This window comes from Mesorhizobium sp. M0139 (assembly GCF_040322455.1).
In the GTDB taxonomy this organism is placed as follows: domain Bacteria; phylum Pseudomonadota; class Alphaproteobacteria; order Rhizobiales; family Rhizobiaceae; genus Mesorhizobium.
Window position 1 is genome coordinate 231,257 of sequence record NZ_JAMYTN010000010.1, and the last position, 16,693, is coordinate 247,949.

At 60.3% G+C, this 16,693-nt stretch carries 13 protein-coding genes and 4 pseudogenes; 4 read left to right on the plus strand and 13 right to left on the minus strand.

Annotated elements, in window-relative coordinates; genetic code table 11:
* The 4 genes from NKJ58_RS19060 to NKJ58_RS19075 form a co-directional block, all read right to left on the minus strand.
* Positions 1-150: a CcoQ/FixQ family Cbb3-type cytochrome c oxidase assembly chaperone gene (locus NKJ58_RS19060; protein ID WP_023690689.1), complete on the minus strand. Its 150-nt coding sequence runs from the start codon at positions 148-150 to the stop codon at positions 1-3.
* 11 nt (positions 151-161) lie between these two features.
* Complete coding sequence (gene ccoO, locus NKJ58_RS19065) at positions 162-893, minus strand: cytochrome-c oxidase, cbb3-type subunit II (RefSeq protein WP_023708060.1); 732 nt, start codon at positions 891-893, stop codon at positions 162-164.
* A gap of 11 nt (positions 894-904) precedes the next feature.
* On the minus strand, positions 905-2,515 hold the full coding sequence (gene ccoN / locus NKJ58_RS19070; RefSeq protein ID WP_023708061.1) for a cytochrome-c oxidase, cbb3-type subunit I: 1,611 nt from the start codon (positions 2,513-2,515) through the stop codon (positions 905-907).
* Between the two features lie 551 nt (positions 2,516-3,066).
* A complete protein-coding gene (locus tag NKJ58_RS19075; RefSeq protein ID WP_023708062.1) occupies positions 3,067-3,813 on the minus strand; it encodes a Crp/Fnr family transcriptional regulator in 747 nt (248 codons plus the stop codon).
* 152 nt (positions 3,814-3,965) lie between these two features.
* On the opposite strand from NKJ58_RS19075, the gene hemN reads away from it, so the two are divergent.
* Positions 3,966-5,315, plus strand: coding sequence for an oxygen-independent coproporphyrinogen III oxidase (gene hemN, locus NKJ58_RS19080; protein ID WP_023708063.1), 1,350 nt, complete (start codon positions 3,966-3,968; stop codon positions 5,313-5,315).
* A gap of 236 nt (positions 5,316-5,551) precedes the next feature.
* Here the strand turns inward: hemN and queE are convergent, their stop codons facing one another.
* From queE to queC, 3 genes are read right to left on the minus strand one after another with little or no spacing between them, the layout of a single operon-like run.
* Entirely contained in the window at positions 5,552-6,286 is a 735-nt protein-coding gene (gene queE / locus NKJ58_RS19085) for a 7-carboxy-7-deazaguanine synthase QueE (RefSeq protein WP_023708064.1), read from the minus strand.
* Positions 6,283-6,639, minus strand: coding sequence for a 6-carboxytetrahydropterin synthase QueD (queD, locus tag NKJ58_RS19090; RefSeq protein WP_023708065.1), 357 nt, complete (start codon positions 6,637-6,639; stop codon positions 6,283-6,285). The genes queE and queD overlap by 4 nt, the downstream gene beginning before the upstream one ends.
* Positions 6,639-7,337 (minus strand): 7-cyano-7-deazaguanine synthase QueC, encoded by a 699-nt coding sequence (gene queC / locus NKJ58_RS19095; protein WP_023708066.1) that lies wholly within the window; start codon positions 7,335-7,337, stop codon positions 6,639-6,641. Before queC ends, queD begins: the two co-directional genes overlap by 1 nt.
* Before the next feature lie 560 nt (positions 7,338-7,897).
* On the opposite strand from queC, the gene NKJ58_RS19100 reads away from it, so the two are divergent.
* Positions 7,898-8,287 carry a hypothetical protein gene (locus tag NKJ58_RS19100; protein WP_023673549.1) on the plus strand — a complete coding sequence of 130 codons (390 nt, stop codon included), beginning with the start codon at positions 7,898-7,900 and terminating at the stop codon, positions 8,285-8,287.
* Positions 8,288-8,694: 407 nt separating this feature from the next.
* On the opposite strand, the pseudogene NKJ58_RS19105 reads toward NKJ58_RS19100, so the two are convergent.
* A pseudogene (locus NKJ58_RS19105) lies at positions 8,695-9,644 on the minus strand (IS1380 family transposase); the annotation flags it as partial.
* Between the two features lie 96 nt (positions 9,645-9,740).
* Positions 9,741-9,842: pseudogene (locus NKJ58_RS19110) on the minus strand (LysR family transcriptional regulator); the annotation flags it as partial.
* Positions 9,843-10,416: 574 nt separating this feature from the next.
* Here NKJ58_RS19110 and NKJ58_RS19115 point away from each other — a divergent pair.
* Together NKJ58_RS19115 and NKJ58_RS19120 are read left to right on the plus strand one after the other, a co-directional pair.
* Entirely contained in the window at positions 10,417-10,692 is a 276-nt protein-coding gene (locus NKJ58_RS19115) for an acyl carrier protein (protein ID WP_023708072.1), read from the plus strand.
* Positions 10,693-11,898, plus strand: coding sequence for a beta-ketoacyl-[acyl-carrier-protein] synthase family protein (locus NKJ58_RS19120; RefSeq protein ID WP_023708073.1), 1,206 nt, complete (start codon positions 10,693-10,695; stop codon positions 11,896-11,898).
* Here NKJ58_RS19120 and NKJ58_RS19125 read toward each other — a convergent pair.
* From NKJ58_RS19125 to glmS, 4 genes and pseudogenes are all read right to left on the minus strand, one after another.
* Positions 11,885-12,049, minus strand: a pseudogene (locus tag NKJ58_RS19125) (LysR family transcriptional regulator); the annotation flags it as partial. The gene NKJ58_RS19120 and the pseudogene NKJ58_RS19125 overlap by 14 nt on opposite strands.
* Positions 12,050-12,217: 168 nt before the next feature.
* Positions 12,218-13,100: pseudogene (locus NKJ58_RS19130) on the minus strand (IS1380 family transposase); the annotation flags it as partial.
* 701 nt (positions 13,101-13,801) lie between these two features.
* Positions 13,802-14,056, minus strand: a complete 255-nt coding sequence (locus NKJ58_RS19135; RefSeq protein ID WP_031197535.1) for a helix-turn-helix domain-containing protein — start codon at positions 14,054-14,056, stop codon at positions 13,802-13,804.
* A gap of 451 nt (positions 14,057-14,507) precedes the next feature.
* Positions 14,508-16,328, minus strand: a complete 1,821-nt coding sequence (glmS, locus tag NKJ58_RS19140; protein WP_023708077.1) for a glutamine--fructose-6-phosphate transaminase (isomerizing) — start codon at positions 16,326-16,328, stop codon at positions 14,508-14,510.
* Between the last annotated feature and the right edge of the window lie 365 nt (positions 16,329-16,693).

The window sequence follows — 16,693 nt, forward strand, 5'->3', positions numbered from 1 at the left end:
TCAGTCCTCCTTCAGAGGAATTTGAGCTGCTTCGCCGGCTTGCCTGCGGCTTCCGGGACGAACTGCAAAGGCAACGGATCCGATGAAGAAAAGAGCCATGGCAAGTAGGCCCCAGCTGTCGGCAAACTCCCGCATGAAATTGTACGTCATGGCCATTGTCCTCAGCGGTAGCCGGCGGTCTCATCGTAGTTCTTGAAATCGACCAGCGTGCCCAGCATCTGGAGATAAGAAACCAGCGCGTCCATTTCGGTGACTTGCTGCGGGTAGCCGTCGAAGTCGCCGATCTTGGCCTTGGGGTAGCGGGCCTCGAGGCCGGATGTGTCAGCGTTGGGATCAGCCTGCGCCATCAAATCGGCATTGGCGTTGGCGATCATGTCGTCGGAGTAAGGGACGCCGACGCGCCTGTTGGCGACCAGATGCGTCGAGAAGTCCTTCACCGCGATCGGCTTGTCCTTCAGGAAGGCATAGCTCGGCATGATCGATTCCGGCACCACGGACCGTGGATCTGTCAGGTGATCCACGTGCCACAGGTTGGAATACCGGTCGCCAACGCGGGCGAGATCCGGTCCGGTGCGCTTCGATCCCCACTGGAAGGGGTGGTCGTATATCGACTCGGCCGCCAGGCTGTAGTGGCCGTAGCGCTCGACCTCGTCACGGAACGGCCTGATCATCTGGCTGTGGCAGAGGTAGCAGCCCTCGCGGACATAGATGTTTCGCCCGGCAAGTTCGAGCGGCGAGTAGGGGCGCATGCCTTCCACCTTCTCGATCGTATTATCGAGATAGAAGAGCGGCGCGATCTCGACGATGCCGCCGATTGTCACGACCAGCAGCGACCCGAGGAGGAGAAGTGTAGCGTTCTTCTCGATGACCGCGTGTCTGTTCATCAACCTCATTTTCTGTCTCATCATCGCGCAAGCTGGAGGGCGGGGGTGGAGCGCGGCATCGGATCCTGCTCGCGCCGGTAGCCGAGGATGGTCATGGCGATGTTCCAGGCCATGATCAGGGTGCCGGAGAGGTACATGGCCCCACCGATGGCGCGCATGATGTAATAAGGGTGCATAGCGGCCACGGTTTCGGCGAAGGAGTAGACCAGGAAGCCCTGCTCGTCGTATTCGCGCCACATCAGGCCCTGCATGATGCCGGACACCCACATGACAGCGGCGTAGACAACGATGCCAAGCGTCGCCAGCCAGAAGTGCCAGGTAACGAGGCGAAGCGAGTAGAGCCGTTCACGGTTCCACAGCTTCGGCACCATAAAGTAGATTGCGCCAAACGAGATCATGCCGACCCAGCCGAGCGCACCGGAGTGAACGTGGCCAATGGTCCAGTCGGTATAGTGCGACAGAGAATTGACCGTCTTGATCGACATCATCGGGCCCTCGAAGGTGGACATGCCGTAGAAGGCGATGGCCATCACCATCATGCGGATGATCGGGTCAGTGCGCAGCTTGTCCCAGGCGCCCGACAGCGTCATCAGGCCGTTGATCATGCCGCCCCATGACGGCATCCACAGCATGATCGAGAACACCATGCCAAGCGTCTGCGCCCAGTCGGGCAAGGCCGTGTAGTGCAGATGATGGGGCCCAGCCCAGATGTAGAGAAAGATGATTGCCCAGAAATGGACGATCGACAGACGGTAGGAATAGACCGGCCGGTTTGCCTGCTTGGGCACGAAATAATACATCATGCCGAGGAAGCCGGCGGTGAGGAAGAACCCGACGGCATTGTGGCCGTACCACCACTGCGTCAGGGCGTCCTGGACTCCGGAAAATGCGGAATAGCTCTTGGAGCCGAGAAAGGAGGCCGGCATCGACAGGTTGTTGATCACATGCAGCATCGCGATGGTCACGATGAAGGAAAGGTAGAACCAGTTGGCGACGTAGATGTGCGGTTCCTTGCGCTTCAGGATGGTGCCCAGAAACAGGATCAGGTAGCCGACCCAGACGATGGTCAGCCAGATGTCGACATACCATTCGGGTTCCGCATATTCGCGGCTCTCGGTGATGCCGAGCAGATAACCTGTCGCGGCCATGACGATGAAGAGCTGGTAGCCCCAGAACACGAACCAGGCGAGATCGCCACCGAACAGCCGGGCGCGGCATGTGCGTTGGACGACATAGAGAGACGTGCAAAGCAACGCGTTGCCGCCGAAGGCGAAGGCGACGCCCGAGGTGTGCAGAGGCCGCAAGCGGCCGAAGTTGAACCAGGGCTGGATGTTGAGATCGGGATAGGCAAGCTGCAGCGCGATGACCACCCCGACCAGCATGCCAACCACACCCCAGAACATGGTGGCGATGGCGCCGTAGCGGATTGGACCATCCATGTAGGCGGACGGGTCGATCGGAGCGGCAGGCTTGAACTCAGTGTTACGCAGTAGGATCGCAGTGAAGCCAGCCAAGGCGAAGAACAAGACCCACATATGCTGGCGAAAGGGTTCATCCACCCCAGCGCCAGCCGCCACCAAAGCCGCGAATGCGAACAGGCTTAGAAGCACGATTTCTTTGCCGAATTTCATCGCAAGCCCCGATTTCCAATTTCGGCGGATGCCAAACCGCGGTGCCTTATTGCGCAGCCGTCGCCTGCTCGCCCTGATCCATGTCAGAGCCGCACCATTTTGCTCGAGCAGCATCGAGTTCGGTGCGATCAGACTGCGACGATCGAAGGTGGAAGCGCACCACCGGCCGCCCGTTTATGGATGGGGCCTGGCGTCCCCGGTCGGGCCCCGGGTGCGGAGGCGACCGCGGGCGTGTGGGGGAGCGCACCTTCTGCGACGCTGGAAAGCACGTCGACGCCTTACCGAACCCGCGTTCAATGCCTTGGAACAGCCAGCGCCAGCGTTACGCTGCCGTCGTGACATTCATGGCTTGGGGACGGCGATTTTCCCCTGCGGATGAGGCGTATTGACTTCGGCCAAGTGTGGATGCTTCGCCGACGAGCCGAAAGGCAACTGGCGCATACGATCGGATGGAGAACGGGCTGTCGCTACGCGACTTCTTCTGAGCCCAACGCGAGCATGCCCTGCCCCGAATGAAGTAGGTGACGGGGGCCATGCAGCTTCTGCGTCATTCAAACGGCTGTAGCGCCTCGGCCGCCGCAGCGCCGTTCCAGCCGGCTCATGCTGTCCACGGTGACGCGGCGGTTGTTCTCGATCCGAATCACGCCGTCCATTCTCAGGCTGGTCAGCTGACGGCTCACGGTCTCGTTTGTGATTCCAAGGAAATCAGAAATGTCGGCACGCGTCATCGGCAGCTCGAAGCACGTCGAGCTAGCCGTCGGGTCAACATTGGAGTCGATGTTCCGGGCAATCATGAGGAGAAAGCTCGCCACCTTCTCTGGTGCGGTCTTGCGCCCCAGAGTCACCATCCATTCGCGTGCCTCGTCAAGTTCGTTCAGCGCCTGCTTGAGCAGGCGATGCACAAATTCGGGTGACTGCTTCATCATCCGTTCGATGGCCGCTCTGGGAAACGAGCATAGCGAGACAGCTGTTGCCGCTTCCGCATTGATCGCACTTTTCATCTTGAAGGGCCGACCCAGAAAATCCGGGGCGAACTGCAGGCCGACAATCTGTTGGCGTCCATCTGACAGGCTCTTCGTGAGCTTCACCACGCCTGAAAGCACGTTCGAATAACAGTCGACCGCCTCGGCGTCGCCGATCAGTTCGACCCCCGGCTCGATATTGTGCCGCGACGACGTCTTGGCGAGCTGAGCCAAATGGTCTGGCTCTAGCGCGCCACAGACACCGCGGCGCCGTGCCTCGCAAGACAGGCAAAGAACGGGGATGCCGGAACTGTGAATATCCTGCCGTAATGTCATTCGATCGCTCTAACGGTCCGTGCGGGCAGGATAGCATCCACGGTAGAAAAATCCTTGCGGCAGTTTGTCCGTGCTGAAGGTTGATCGAAATCAGGGCTTAGGCTCATCCAAGCATCCACAGTTCGGGCGACGCAAACACGGTGGACCACGACATGCGACAAAAGCTAGTTGCCAGATTTGGCGAGAACGTCCCGCGCTACACGAGCTACCCGACCGCGCCGCATTTCAATGCAAGCGTTGACGCTACCGTTTGTCGTGGCTGGCTACAGCGGCTCGACGAGGGCGACGAAATCTCGCTCTATCTGCACATCCCATACTGCGACAAGCTTTGCTGGTTCTGTGCCTGCCATACCAAGCAGACACGCCATTACGAACCGGTGACCACATATCTGCGCTCACTGCATGCCGAGATCGCCACCGTCGCCAGTCTTGTCGCAGGCAAGGGTCGCGTCCGTGCCGTCCATTTCGGTGGCGGTTCGCCGACCATGCTCAAACCCGAAGATATGGTGGCGCTGGGAACCGCCCTGCGCAACAGCTTCGGCTTTCTTCCCGGCGCCACGATCAGCGTTGAAATCGAACCCAACGATATGGACGATGCCCGCCTCGATGCGCTTGCCGAAATCGGCATGACCCGTGCGAGCCTCGGCGTTCAGGATTTCGATCCGAAGGTGCAAAAGGCGATCAACCGCGAGCAGAGCTTCCTGCAGACCAAGACGGTCGTCGACGGCGTTCGTTCGCGCGGCGTCGAATCCGTCAATCTGGACCTGCTCTATGGTCTGCCGCACCAGACCAGGGAAAGCGTCGCTTCTACGGTCACGCAGGCACTGACCCTGGAACCGGATCGGATCGCACTGTTTGGCTACGCGCATGTACCGTGGTTCAAGAAACATCAGACGATGATCGACGAGGCCTGGTTGCCGGGTCCCGCGGAGCGCTTTGCCCAGTCGCAACTGGCTGCACAGGCGATTGTAGACAATGGATACGAGGCAATCGGGCTCGACCATTTCGCCAAACCAGGCGATGCGCTGGCGATTGCGGCACACACCGGGACTTTGCACCGGAACTTTCAGGGCTACACGGACGATTGCTGCGAAATCTTGATCGGGCTCGGCCCGTCATCCATTAGCCAGTTTCGGCAAGGCTATGCGCAGAACATGCCTTCAACTAGCGAATATAGACGCATGGTTGATGACGGCGGGCTGGCCGCTGTTCGGGGTATCGCACTTTCCAACGACGACCGCGTTCGCGGCTGGATCATCGAACGTTTGATGTGCGACTTCGCCTTCTCGGCCATCGATCTGGTGGAACGCTTCGGCGAGGCCGGCCAGAGGCTCCTCCTTCAGTCAAGTTCCATGGCCCTCCACGATCCGGTTCGATTGCTTGAACTTGATGGCGACAGATTCGTTGTGCCGGCTGAAAGTCGCCCTTTCGTCCGAAGCATCGCGGCCAGGTTCGACAAATATTTCGAAGCTGGAACGGCCAGGCACTCGGCGGCAGTCTGAGCACTCAGAGGAACGGTCATGCCTCTCAGTCGATCATGGACCGCGGTACGTTTGTTGATCGGCGACCGTCTATCGAGACAAGATTCTGAGCGGACCAGACGCGTCTTGGCGCAGCGACGATATCGTCCGCTCGAGCCCTGCCTGTCGGATCATGGTTGTCGGCGACAGCTCCCTTCGACCTGAACCACCCGTTCACCCGAATTCTGCCGGCGCAGTTCCAGTGGAAAGGGCCTGGGCTAGACGGCTCTCTTGTTACCCCAGAGCACAACGTGCAGCTGCGGCAGCACGCGGGCCTCGAACCATCTGTCGCGGGTCACGCTGTCAACCAGCCACTCCATGCGCTTCAATATTCCGTCAAGGTCGACAGGCGCGTCATCATTTGTGGGGTGTGGCGGCGTGTGATTGCCGGGCTGCAGATAGATCGGAAGTTGCGGAAATTGCGCAGCGGCGTCTTTCGCGTAGGTGTAGTCCCTTTCGTCGAAAACAATGAGCTTGAGCACGACTTGGGGCTTGCCTTGTGCCGCCTGGAGGCACGCCTCGACAGCGGCCCAATCTGTCGTCATTCGGCTTGACGGCGGCTTTGGGCTGAGGATCAGCACGTCAAGCTGCGCAAACCAGTCCCTGGCAAGCGACCCTTGGGTTTCCAGCGCAAAACGGTAACCGTCACCATGGCCCCGGTCGATGAGCGCGCCGAGCGGCTGGATGGCCGGATTGCCGCCTGATAGCGACACCATCACCGGGCGGCCACCGGAAAGGGCAAGCACATTTTTCCACACCGCCCCAACGGACATCATCTCCCATTCATGCCGGAATTGATTGTCCACAGCATGGAGGCTGTCGCACCAGGAACAGCGATAGTCACACCCGCCGGTTCTGACGAAGATCGTCGGCAAACCTATGAGCACGCCCTCGCCCTGGATCGTCGGCCCGAAAATCTCGCTAACGCGGATTGCGGGATGAGTATTCGTCATGGCCGGTATTCCGCCCAGGTTTTCGGCGTTTCGCTCACCCGCACGGCCGCGGTTTCGCTCAGGCGTGCCTTGCACCAGTCGTAGAAATGTCTGGCCAGATATTCCGCCGTGATTTGCTCGTGTCCCAGCACGTCGTTGAGATGCCGGTGGTCGAAGCTCTCGTCGATGTAGCGTTTGAATGGCGCCAAGTCGTGGTAGTCGCGCACGAAGCCGTGATCGTCCAGTCCATCCGCTGAAAGCTCCACTTCGACGATGTAGTTATGTCCGTGCAGGCGCGCGCATTGGTGATCGGGTGGCAATGAGGTGAGCTGATGCGAGGCTGAGAAGTGGAATTCCTTGGTGATGCGGAACATTACGCGGTGGTCCTTCGCAGCGCTCCGAGCCAGAAGTCGGAGTCCTCATACTCGGTTGGGTCCGGGTGCCCAGCGATGTGAAACGCCTCACGCCGCTCGACGCAGGTCCCGCACCTCCCGCAATGACGCTCGGCGCCCTTGTAACAGGACCAGGTCTGCGCAAACGGCGTGCCGTATGTGGCTCCATCCATAACAATGTCCGCCTTCGTCAGGTTCACATAGGGTGCATAAAGGCGAATCTGCGCGTAGCCGTCGAGCGCGTGGTCCTGCATCATCTGGAAAGCGTCGATGAAGGCCGGACGGCAATCGGGATAGACAACGTGATCCCCACCATGCACGGCCGTCGCCACTGCGTCAGCGTCTTGCGCTGCGGCGAGGCCGAAGGCAATGGCCAACATGATGGCGTTCCGGTTGGGCACCACCGTTATCTTCATCGTGTCTTCCGCATAGTGCCCGTCGGGCACGTCCACATTGTCGGTCAGCGCGGAGCCGGAAAGGTCGCCGCCGATCTCGTGGATATCGATGATTCGCTGCGGGACACTCAGGCGCTCCGCGCAAAGGGTGGCGAAGCCCAATTCCTTCCTATGCCGTTGGCCGTAATCGAACGATAGCAGGCCGGTCAGCTGGTGCTCCGCTGCCACCTTGTGGGCAAGAGTAACGGAATCCAATCCGCCGGAGCAGACGACGAGAGTCTTCATCGTTGGATCCTTGTTTTAACCGGGTAGGCTGCGACCGGAGATTTCTCTGCGCTCCAGTACTTCAGGAAAACCATTTTGTGAAGTGAACGGAGACCAATTCGTGCGCTTGCGTGCGATGCGCAAAAAGCCATCGCGGTGAGCTGCAAGGACACTGACTGGCGAGACGTCACCCTTCAGCGGAATGCTCAAAGTCGAACGCTTCTCGGGGACAAAGTTCTCGACGAGCAGAGCCTGTCGGTCCCGAGCGCCGAGCGACTCCATTGCAACGGTTTCGGAGTACAAAGCTGAGATGGGCTTGCCGCAAACAGCTCACTTACCAGGGATGTTCAGCGATGCCGAAATCCAGATATCGGGGTGGATTATGAGATCAATTGTCGCGACAGCTTTGGCTGGCCTGCTCCTCGCGCTTCGTAGATGCAGCGCATTCCACGTCAGGATCATTTGATGAGCACGCCCTCAATGGATAACCGGCGAACCCTGAATAACCGGTCGTGAGCCGACATCTGTGAACAAGCGGTGTGGTCGATTGCAATCACCCATGTCTTGCGCACAGGTACCTTATGGCAGTGGATGAACTGAACTTGATGGTTTTACAGATGGCAGTCGAAAGCGTCCGCTCGCTCTCGTTGAGCTTCGCTGAAAAAGCCGCCGAGATAGCCACCAGGAGCCGCGGCAGCCTGCTTTTCAACGTGCGGATCGACGGTGACGCGCAGGTCCAGAGGGTCGCAGCCATCCGATATCACGGCGGCCAATTCGGCGTGCTGGCGTTAGACGGACACGGCCTAGTTACCCACTATTGCATCGTTAACGGTATGTTCTCACATTACATTGCGGCCTTGGAGAGCTGGCACAGGATGCCCCTGTCGATGCAGGCCAAGATGGATGCCAACGGCAATGCCCGTCTCTTCGTAGCGGCGTTGCGGGATGCCGGACATATGCTGGGCACCTAGCATTTGGCCAGAGTGCATCTCTGAATTTGCAAGTGCATCACTGCGATGGCGCCGGCATGATCGTCATGCTCGAAACGGGCTGCGGCGGCCGCGGCAAAGGGGTCGCCGCGATGATGGTGTCAACGGCGTTGCATCGATGCGAGCGTTTAGAACAGAGGTCTCCTCCTGGCATCGAGCGTATGCAAGGAGCTACGCAAGCGCAAATGTATCAAGTATTTTGAAGGGACGACCCCTCATGCATACTTAGCTGCGATGCTCGGGCGGCATAAGCCTCGTTGCCATCTAGCCGCCTTGATGCACGGCGATAAGCTTTTGACGGCCTGAAGCGACGCTGTGGTCGCCGTTGCGGTGCTTTTCCACGCGCCTCGTCAGGCGCCGGGATTGCTCCGGCGTGATGGCAGGCGGGGGACGAAGCGGATATCGCCACCGTGGGCGCCGACCTCGACCCGCGCGATGATGCGCTCGACGCGGCTCCAACTAGCGGCGCCGTCAACGAACTTCTTGAACCTGCGGACCTTGCCTCTCTTGGCCGACGCTTCGAAGCGTGCTGTCGTGCTGGCCTCCAGATCCGCCACATGCTTGCGCAGGGTCGTGGTGGGCGCGAGGCCAAAGATGAAGTCGACGCGCAGCACCAGTCGATGACCTGGGTTGCAATAATGGCTATCCCCGCGGAGCAGGATTCGAATGTTCGGCCAGTTGATCCGGATCGCCCGCACCAGACGGCGCAGGTGGGGGCGGATCTCAGCCCCACTCGGCCGCTTGGCCGGTCGCAGGATCGCGCTGACGAACCGTCCCGCACCATCGAACACGACGATCGGCTGGAAGCCGTACTCGTATGGTGGGCATTGAACAGGCGAAGCTGTTGGCCTCCGTGCACACCGTCGAAGGTGTCGTCAATGTCGAGTACGATCCGCTTCGGCACTTGCCGGAACGAGGCGCAATAGAGATCGACCATCGCCCCTCCCATCGCGACTAGCTCCCGCACCCCGGGTAGGTTCTCCAGCCGGCACAGCGTCGATTGCGACGCCAGATCCCGACCCGACGGCAGCGCATCCTGGGCCATCTTGAAGACCGGATCGCGGCGCAGCCGGTTGGCGTCGTTGCCGTCCTCGTAGCCGGCGCCGATCATCTTCATGCGAAAGTCGATCATGTCCGCCAGGCTGTGGACGACCTGGTCCGGGCAGCGCGGATCGTCGATGCAACGCGCCAGACGCTCGGCCACCCGCAACCGCTTTTCCACCTCGGCCAAGGCCAGAACGCCGCTGTTGGACGACAGCATGCCGCCGTCGAAACGGGCGACGACGGACTAGCCGCCGACTGATGACAAACCGCTCAGCGGCAGCGCAAGATCGTTCATGGTGGGTGTGGTCTCCGGGAAATTTCGGATCGGCTTAAGCAACCAAATCCTACGTCATTTCAACGGGCTTGCGCCACATCCACCAACCCACATGAATTTGGTTAGGTTGATGCTGCGTGCCGCCGCCGTGAGGCCGCGCTCGCTAAGCAGCGCGTCGAGAACGACGAGAAGATTCAGATCGAGCCCTTTGAAACGCATGTCTTAGCTATCCATAGCGTGGATGAATTTGATTGAAACAAACGATTTTACCAATTTTCCGGAATGTCGCATGGACCTGGCAGGACCTCACGTGCGCCGATGACTGCCTCTATCGCGTGGCGAGTCCCTTGAGAAGAGCCCGAAAGAGGAAATCTGTCGCGTGCGGTGGAGATTGTACTGGGAATGAGAGGCAGCGCTCCAAATCATGTCGAACTCTCCGACGAATGGCGACCGGTACATAGTTGATCGCAACTGGTCCGGAGCTATGAAACATCTCGATTACATATGAGGTGCCGAGTGAATACGCTGACGGCACCCACCGTCGCAGCGTTTAGCTGACGTTTGACGACGGTTCCTATCCATTTACACGCAGATTCTTGATGTGCTGGCGCAAAACCGGGAGGCCGGCGACTCTTCTTCGTCATCGGGCTGACGCCGAAGAAGCCGGAGCTCGTCCGGTTCCTATGGGCATTGGGCTTGGTCGGTCGCACAGGCTCTATGAGGGGCAATTTTGGCAACGCGACGCGACTCGGGTTTTGAACGACGCCGAAAACGCAAGCTAGAAAGGAACAAGATGGCAGATCAACTCGCCAACGAAATAATCGCAATGATCAAGAAGCGCGCCGCGTCGGAGGGCGGCATAGCGCCTGCCACGGGCGGCGAGATAACGGCCGCCACGGGACTGACTTCGCTCGGTATCGATTCACTGGGATTGGCGGACGTTCTCTGGGACCTGGAGCAGGCCTACGGCATCGAGATCGAGATGAATACGGCCGAGGCATGGTCGGATCTCCAGAATGTTGGGGACATGGTGGAAGCCGTGCGCAGCTTGCTCGCTACGGGGGTGTGAATGGACAGGCGCGTCGTGATTACTGGGATTGGCGGAATTTGCGGGCTTGGAACCAACGCCGCCGCCATTTGGACAGAGATGCGAGAAGGCCGCTCCGCCATCGGCCCAATCGTCAACTCCGAGTTCCATGAATTGAGGGTCAGGATCGGTGCCGAGATCAAGGCCCTGCCGGAGCATGACATCGACAGCAAGCAACTCATCTCCATGGACCGCTTCAGCCTGCTCGCTGTGCTTGCGGCGCGGGAAGCCATGCGTCAGGCCGGACTTTCCTCCAAAGAGGGAAATAGCTATCGCTTCGGTGCGACGGTGGGCGTTGGCGGCTGCGGGTGGGATGCGATCGAGCAAACCTACCGCGCCATCCTGCTGGGCGGTAAGCGTGCCGCTCTCTTGACTGTACCCAAGGCGATGCCGGGTGCCGCTGCCGGCCAGGTCAGCATGAGTCTCGGCCTGCGCGGGCCGGTCTTCGGCGTCACGTCCGCCTGTTCCTCGGCAAACCATGCGATTGCCTGCGCGGTGGACCAGATCAGGCTCGGCCGGGCCGACGTGATGCTTGCCGGCGGCAGCGAAGCGCCGCTCATATGGGGTGTGCTGAAGGCATGGGAAGCGATCCGCGTGCTTTCGCCCGATACTTGCCGGCCATTCTCGGCCGATCGCCAGGGCCTGTCGCTTGGTGAAGGAGCCGGCATGGCGGTGCTGGAAAGCTACGAGCATGCCCTGGCTCGGGGCGCCACCATCCTTGCCGAAATTGCGGGTGCCGGCCTTTCCGCCGATGCGTCCGGCATCGTCGCGCCGACTGTCGAGGGGCCGGAGGCAGCAATGCGGGCCTGCCTTGCCGATGCCAGGCTGGATGCCGAAGATGTCGACTATCTCAACGCGCACGGCACCGGCACCAAGGCCAACGACCAGATCGAGACGGCGGCGATCAAGCGCGTCTTCGGTCAGCACGCCTTCTCAATGTCCATTTCTTCTACCAAGTCCATGCACGCGCATTGCCTCGGCGCTTCCGGCGCGCTCGAGTTGATCGCCTGCGTGATGGCTATCCGCGAGAGCGTCGTGCCGCCGACTGCCAATTATCGTGAGCTGGACCCCGATTGCGATCTCGACGTCACGCCCAATGTGGCACGCGAGCGCAAGGTGCGCGTGGCACTGAGCAACTCCTTCGCCTTTGGCGGCACGAACGCGGTTCTGGCGTTCAGGCAGGTGTAGAAGCCATGAGAGATGCCTCCGGCAACATTATCTCTCGCATCCAGATGCTTGCCGGATAACTATTGTGAAGGGCGGGTCATTGACCGCCTCGGCGAATGCGGGAAGTGGCAGCGGAAGCTCGACGATCCGGGGGTATCGTCTTTGCGAAATTCTTAACTGTTGAACCGGCTTGGACGTACCGCCGCCCCGTAAAAGGTAAGCGAGGCCCTGCGGGCTCGGCTTGAGGGTCTGAAGCTGTACACGACAAATTTCTGGAAGCCGCAGGGTCGGCTCTGCGCCCGTTATGTCGCCTGAGTGCTGCCGGCCCGGCCGCGCCGCGGGCGCCGTCAACGAACTTCTTGAACCTGCGGACCTTGCCTGTCTTGGCCGACGCTTCGAAGCGCGCGGTCGTGCTGGCCTCCAGATCCGCGACATGCTTGCGCAGGGTCGTGGTGGGCGCGAGGCCAAAGATGAAGTCGACATCGTTGGCGCGGCACCAGTCGATGACCTGCGGGTTGCAATAATGGCTATCGCCGCGGAGCAGGATTCGAATGTTCGGCCAGTTGATCCGGATCGCCCGCACCAGACGGCGCAGGTGGGGGCGGATCTCAGCACCACTCGGCCGCTTGGCCGGTCGCAGGATCGCGCTGACGAACCGTCCCGCACCATCGAACACGACGATCGGCTGGAAGCCGTACTCGTCATGGTGCATTGAACAGGCGAAGCTGTTGGCCTCCGTGCACAGCGTCGAAGGTGTCGTCAATGTCGAGTACGATCCGCTTCGGCACTTGCCGGAACGAGGCGCAATAGAGATCGACCATCGCCCGTCCCATCGCGACCAGCTCCCGCACCCCGGGTAGGTTCTCCAGCCGGCACAGCGTCGATTGCGACGCCAGATTCCGACCCGACGGCAGCGCATCCTGGGCCGTCTTGAAGACCGGATCGCGGCGCAGCCGGTTGGCGTCGTTGCCGTCCTCGTAGCCGGCGGCGATCATCTTCATGCGAAAGCCGATCATGTCCGCCAGACTGTGGACGACCTGGTCCGGGCAGCGCGGATCGTCGATGCAACGCGCCAGACGCTCGGCCACCCGCAACCGCTTTTCCACCTCGGCCTAGGCCAGAACGCCGCTGTTGGACGACAGCATGCCGCCGTCGAAACGGGCGACGACGGACTTGCCGCCGACTGATGACAAACCGCTCAGCGGCAGCGCAAGATCGTTCATGGTGGGTGTGGTCTCGGGAAATGGTTCGGATCGGCTTAAGTAGGCATTCCTACGTCATTTCAACGGGCTTGCGCCACATCCACCAACCCCCATGGCTTTTTCAGGCTAGCAGAGAGGGTGCTGCGGTGCACTCACTGACACGAGATCGCAAATGGAGGCGCGTGACCACCAGAACTGGCGACACCCATGGTGGTCCGCTGGACCCGCAGGAGGAACCACAAGGTGTCAGCGGGCAGAGCGCAAGCGAGTGCCTACTTCGATCTTTCTAGAAGCGCGCCGGCAGCCTGGGCGGGGGGCTTGGGGGCCAGACTGCCGGCGCACGCCACTCACGAAGAGCGGCCCCTTTTCGTGGTTCGAACGCCCATAGTCAACCCGGAAACGTCAGGATGCCCGCCATGGTACTTTCAGAGCGGCGCGACTCGCCATGTTGGACGATTCAGCCTAGGAGTAGCCCCTCTCGTAGGCCGAGTTGATGCTCAAGCCAGCATCGCCTTGCCGAACTAGGAAGAGTTCGCCGTTACAATCCTTCGTCGCGAGCCGATGCCGTCGTGCACGTTTCGTAGCACTCCGGGCGGCTATATCGCTTGTTGTTCGGCGAGCTGCGCCAGAAGGCATTCGCATCAAATCGACTCAAGCGTCGACATCAGCCGCAAGCTTCACATCACAACAGCTAGTCCACCCATTGCAGATCATCCGACTGATCAGGCGGCGTCCGAAATGTCCAACTCCGACTCAAGAATTCCCACAGGTATGGAAAGCGATTTCGCTATCCGATCCCGATAGCCCTTGCTGTACCTCAGACCTCGCTCGATGTTTTGGATTTCCTCAGCGGCCAGCCCGCACGCGACGGCCAGGTCGTCGATCGAATATCCAAGGTGCTCGCGATAAGCGCGGACGATGTGGGTTCCCTGGGACATAGCCGTCAAGACTGGTTCGGGAATGCGCGAATCCTTCATAAACATCTCCAAGAACTGGGAGCTCCCTCAGAGATTCCTCCCGAGGCGCACACCTAGCAAATAAAAAAAATGGTCGTCCATTCGGCCGAACCGGCCTCATGCATGGGATGGGCCGCTGAATTGGCCGGGCCGGAATATGGCGGCTCACCTGCTTCTGATCAAGTATCAAGACTGCCCGTGCTGAGAGCCTGGTCGGCGTAGCGCATGCGACCTGCGATCCTTCGTGGACCATTCTCGCCGATGGCTTTCTTGAACAGCAACTCGAACTTTCGGCACGGACACTGCTTCCTTCGGCAATCTCCACCGGCGAGGCAGCGAAGGACCCGCTCGTAACCGCTACCGAGTTTCACAATTGCAGCAAACAATGGTCATCTGGTTTCATCCGGGCTTCGGATCCAGACAAGGGGTACCGCTTTCCTGGAGGCGCATCGCCACCTGTACAGGTTCACAATCATTCGACCGTGACCGATTTTGCGAGATTGCGCGGCTGGTCTACATCCGTCCCCATGAAGAGCGCCGTGTGGTAGGCTAGAAGCTGTATCGGGAGCGAGAAGATCATTGGCGCGATAATCTCGTCGACAACCGGCAGCACGAGCGTGTGCATGGTTTCGAGTTTCGATACGGCTGCCCCTTTTTCATCGGTGATGAGGATAATCCGCCCTCCACGGGCAGCCACTTCCTGCATGTTGGAAACGGTCTTGTCGAAAAGACGGTCATGGGGCGCGATGACGATCACTGGCATGTTCTCGTCTATCAAGGCGATCGGCCCGTGCTTCAATTCACCCGCTGCATAGCCCTCGGCATGGATGTAGGAAATCTCCTTGAGCTTCAGCGCACCTTCCATCGCTAGCGGGAAGCTGGTGCCACGGCCGAGATACAGGACGTCACGACACTTTGACAGTTCGCGCGACAAGAACTCGATTTCCGGCTGGATGCACTCGAGTACGTGGCCCATCACGCGCGGCAATTCGGCGAGGCTCCTGACGAGCGCCTGCAGCTCGTCTTCGGGGACGGTCCCGCGGGCTCTGGCCGCGCCGATGGCGAGTGCTGCTAGAACGGCAAGCTGGCAGGTAAAAGCCTTGGTAGAGGCGACGCCGATCTCCGGTCCGGCAAGGATCGGGAAAACCGTATCGGCCTCCCGAGCGATGGTCGATTCGCAGGCATTGACGATAGCGCCAATTTTCAGCCCACGCTCCTTGCAGTACCTCAATGACGCAAGCGTATCGGCGGTTTCGCCGGACTGCGAGATGAAAAGAGCCGCCGACTGCGGCGGCAACGGGATCTCGCGGTAACGGAATTCGGACGCAACGTCGATTTCAACCGTCAGGCGCGCATAGCGCTCGAACCAGTATTTTCCGATCAGTCCGGCGAAATAGGCGGTCCCGCAGGCAGAGATCGCCAAGCTCGGGACCTTGGCGAAATCAATGCCAGGAACCATGTCGCGACTGTCTATGATGTTAATGTAATGATGGAGAGCATGGGCTATGACCTCGGGCTGCTCGTAAATCTCCTTCTCCATGAAGTGGCGATGGTTGCCCTTGTTGGCGAGATCGGCCGCGGCCGTGGAGATATGGCGCGGACGCTCGACGGGACGGCCGTCGACATCGAAGATATGGGCGCCCGAATTGCCGACAACGGCCCAGTCGCCGTCGATGAGATAGGTAATTTCATTGGTGAAGGGAGCAAGGGCGATCGCGTCGGAGCCCAGGAACATCTCGCCGTCGCCGTGGCCGATCGCGAGCGGTGGTCCGTTGCGCGCCGCCGTGATGGTCGACGGTTCATCTTCGAAGAGGATGGCAAGCGCATAAGCGCCCTTGACGCGTTTCAGCATGGCACGCGTGGCCTCTTGCGGCCTCATGCCCTCTCGGCGGTATCTTGCCAAGAGATGCCCAACGACCTCGGTGTCGGTGTCGGTCTGGAACTCGGCGCCATCCGCCGCCAATTCGTCCTTCAGCTCGGTGAAATTCTCGATGATGCCGTTATGGACTACGGCGACACCGTCGCTAAAGTGCGGGTGCGCATTGCGTTCGGTCGAGGCCCCGTGGGTTGCCCAACGCGTGTGGCCGATGCCGACGTTGCCGCTCAGCGGCTCTTCCTTCAGTCGCGTCTCGAGATTGACGAGCTTGCCCTCGGCGCGCCGGCGGTGCAAGGCACCCTCGATGATCGTCGCAACGCCGGCGGAATCATAGCCGCGATATTCCAAACCCTTCAACGCGCCGATCAACCGATCCGACACCGGCTGTTGCCCAACGATGCCAACAATCCCGCACATGTTCGTCTCCGCATCTTTGCGGGCAGCACCAGCCCACGCGAGACGGATACCCGTCCGGCCGCTTTAAGTGGCGGCCTTGTAGTGGAATTCCATAATATTGGTAAAATTGATTGTTGTGATAACTACCATCCACCCGATGGATAGGTCGGCCGCTGTGGAGCCACGACCCAAACTTCTATTCGCGCCTGACGCTCTTATGAGGATCGCAAACTCACACCCGCGGCAGGATCACGGCCTCGGAAAGGCCAGGAGGCCTTGGACAGTGGACGGACGACGGGCCTGCGACCCCTTGTCAGGCAGTCGGCATCTAGGAGCATGGTGCCGCCGACTTGGGCATCGGCGATGGTCTGTCTTGGCGACAGCCT

Coding starts and splice junctions, on each gene's coding strand:
- NKJ58_RS19115 (WP_023708072.1), top strand. CDS start 10,417: ATGGCAGATCAACTCGCCAACGAAATAATCGCAATGATCAAGAAGCGC.
- NKJ58_RS19100 (WP_023673549.1), top strand. CDS start 7,898: ATGGCAGTGGATGAACTGAACTTGATGGTTTTACAGATGGCAGTCGAA.
- NKJ58_RS19060 (WP_023690689.1), bottom strand. CDS start 150: ATGACGTACAATTTCATGCGGGAGTTTGCCGACAGCTGGGGCCTACTT.
- queD (WP_023708065.1), bottom strand. CDS start 6,639: ATGTTCCGCATCACCAAGGAATTCCACTTCTCAGCCTCGCATCAGCTC.
- glmS (WP_023708077.1), bottom strand. CDS start 16,328: ATGTGCGGGATTGTTGGCATCGTTGGGCAACAGCCGGTGTCGGATCGG.
- NKJ58_RS19075 (WP_023708062.1), bottom strand. CDS start 3,813: ATGACATTACGGCAGGATATTCACAGTTCCGGCATCCCCGTTCTTTGC.
- hemN (WP_023708063.1), top strand. CDS start 3,966: ATGCGACAAAAGCTAGTTGCCAGATTTGGCGAGAACGTCCCGCGCTAC.
- queC (WP_023708066.1), bottom strand. CDS start 7,337: ATGAAGACTCTCGTCGTCTGCTCCGGCGGATTGGATTCCGTTACTCTT.
- ccoN (WP_023708061.1), bottom strand. CDS start 2,515: ATGAAATTCGGCAAAGAAATCGTGCTTCTAAGCCTGTTCGCATTCGCG.
- NKJ58_RS19135 (WP_031197535.1), bottom strand. CDS start 14,056: ATGAAGGATTCGCGCATTCCCGAACCAGTCTTGACGGCTATGTCCCAG.
- NKJ58_RS19120 (WP_023708073.1), top strand. CDS start 10,693: ATGGACAGGCGCGTCGTGATTACTGGGATTGGCGGAATTTGCGGGCTT.
- ccoO (WP_023708060.1), bottom strand. CDS start 893: ATGAGGTTGATGAACAGACACGCGGTCATCGAGAAGAACGCTACACTT.
- queE (WP_023708064.1), bottom strand. CDS start 6,286: ATGACGAATACTCATCCCGCAATCCGCGTTAGCGAGATTTTCGGGCCG.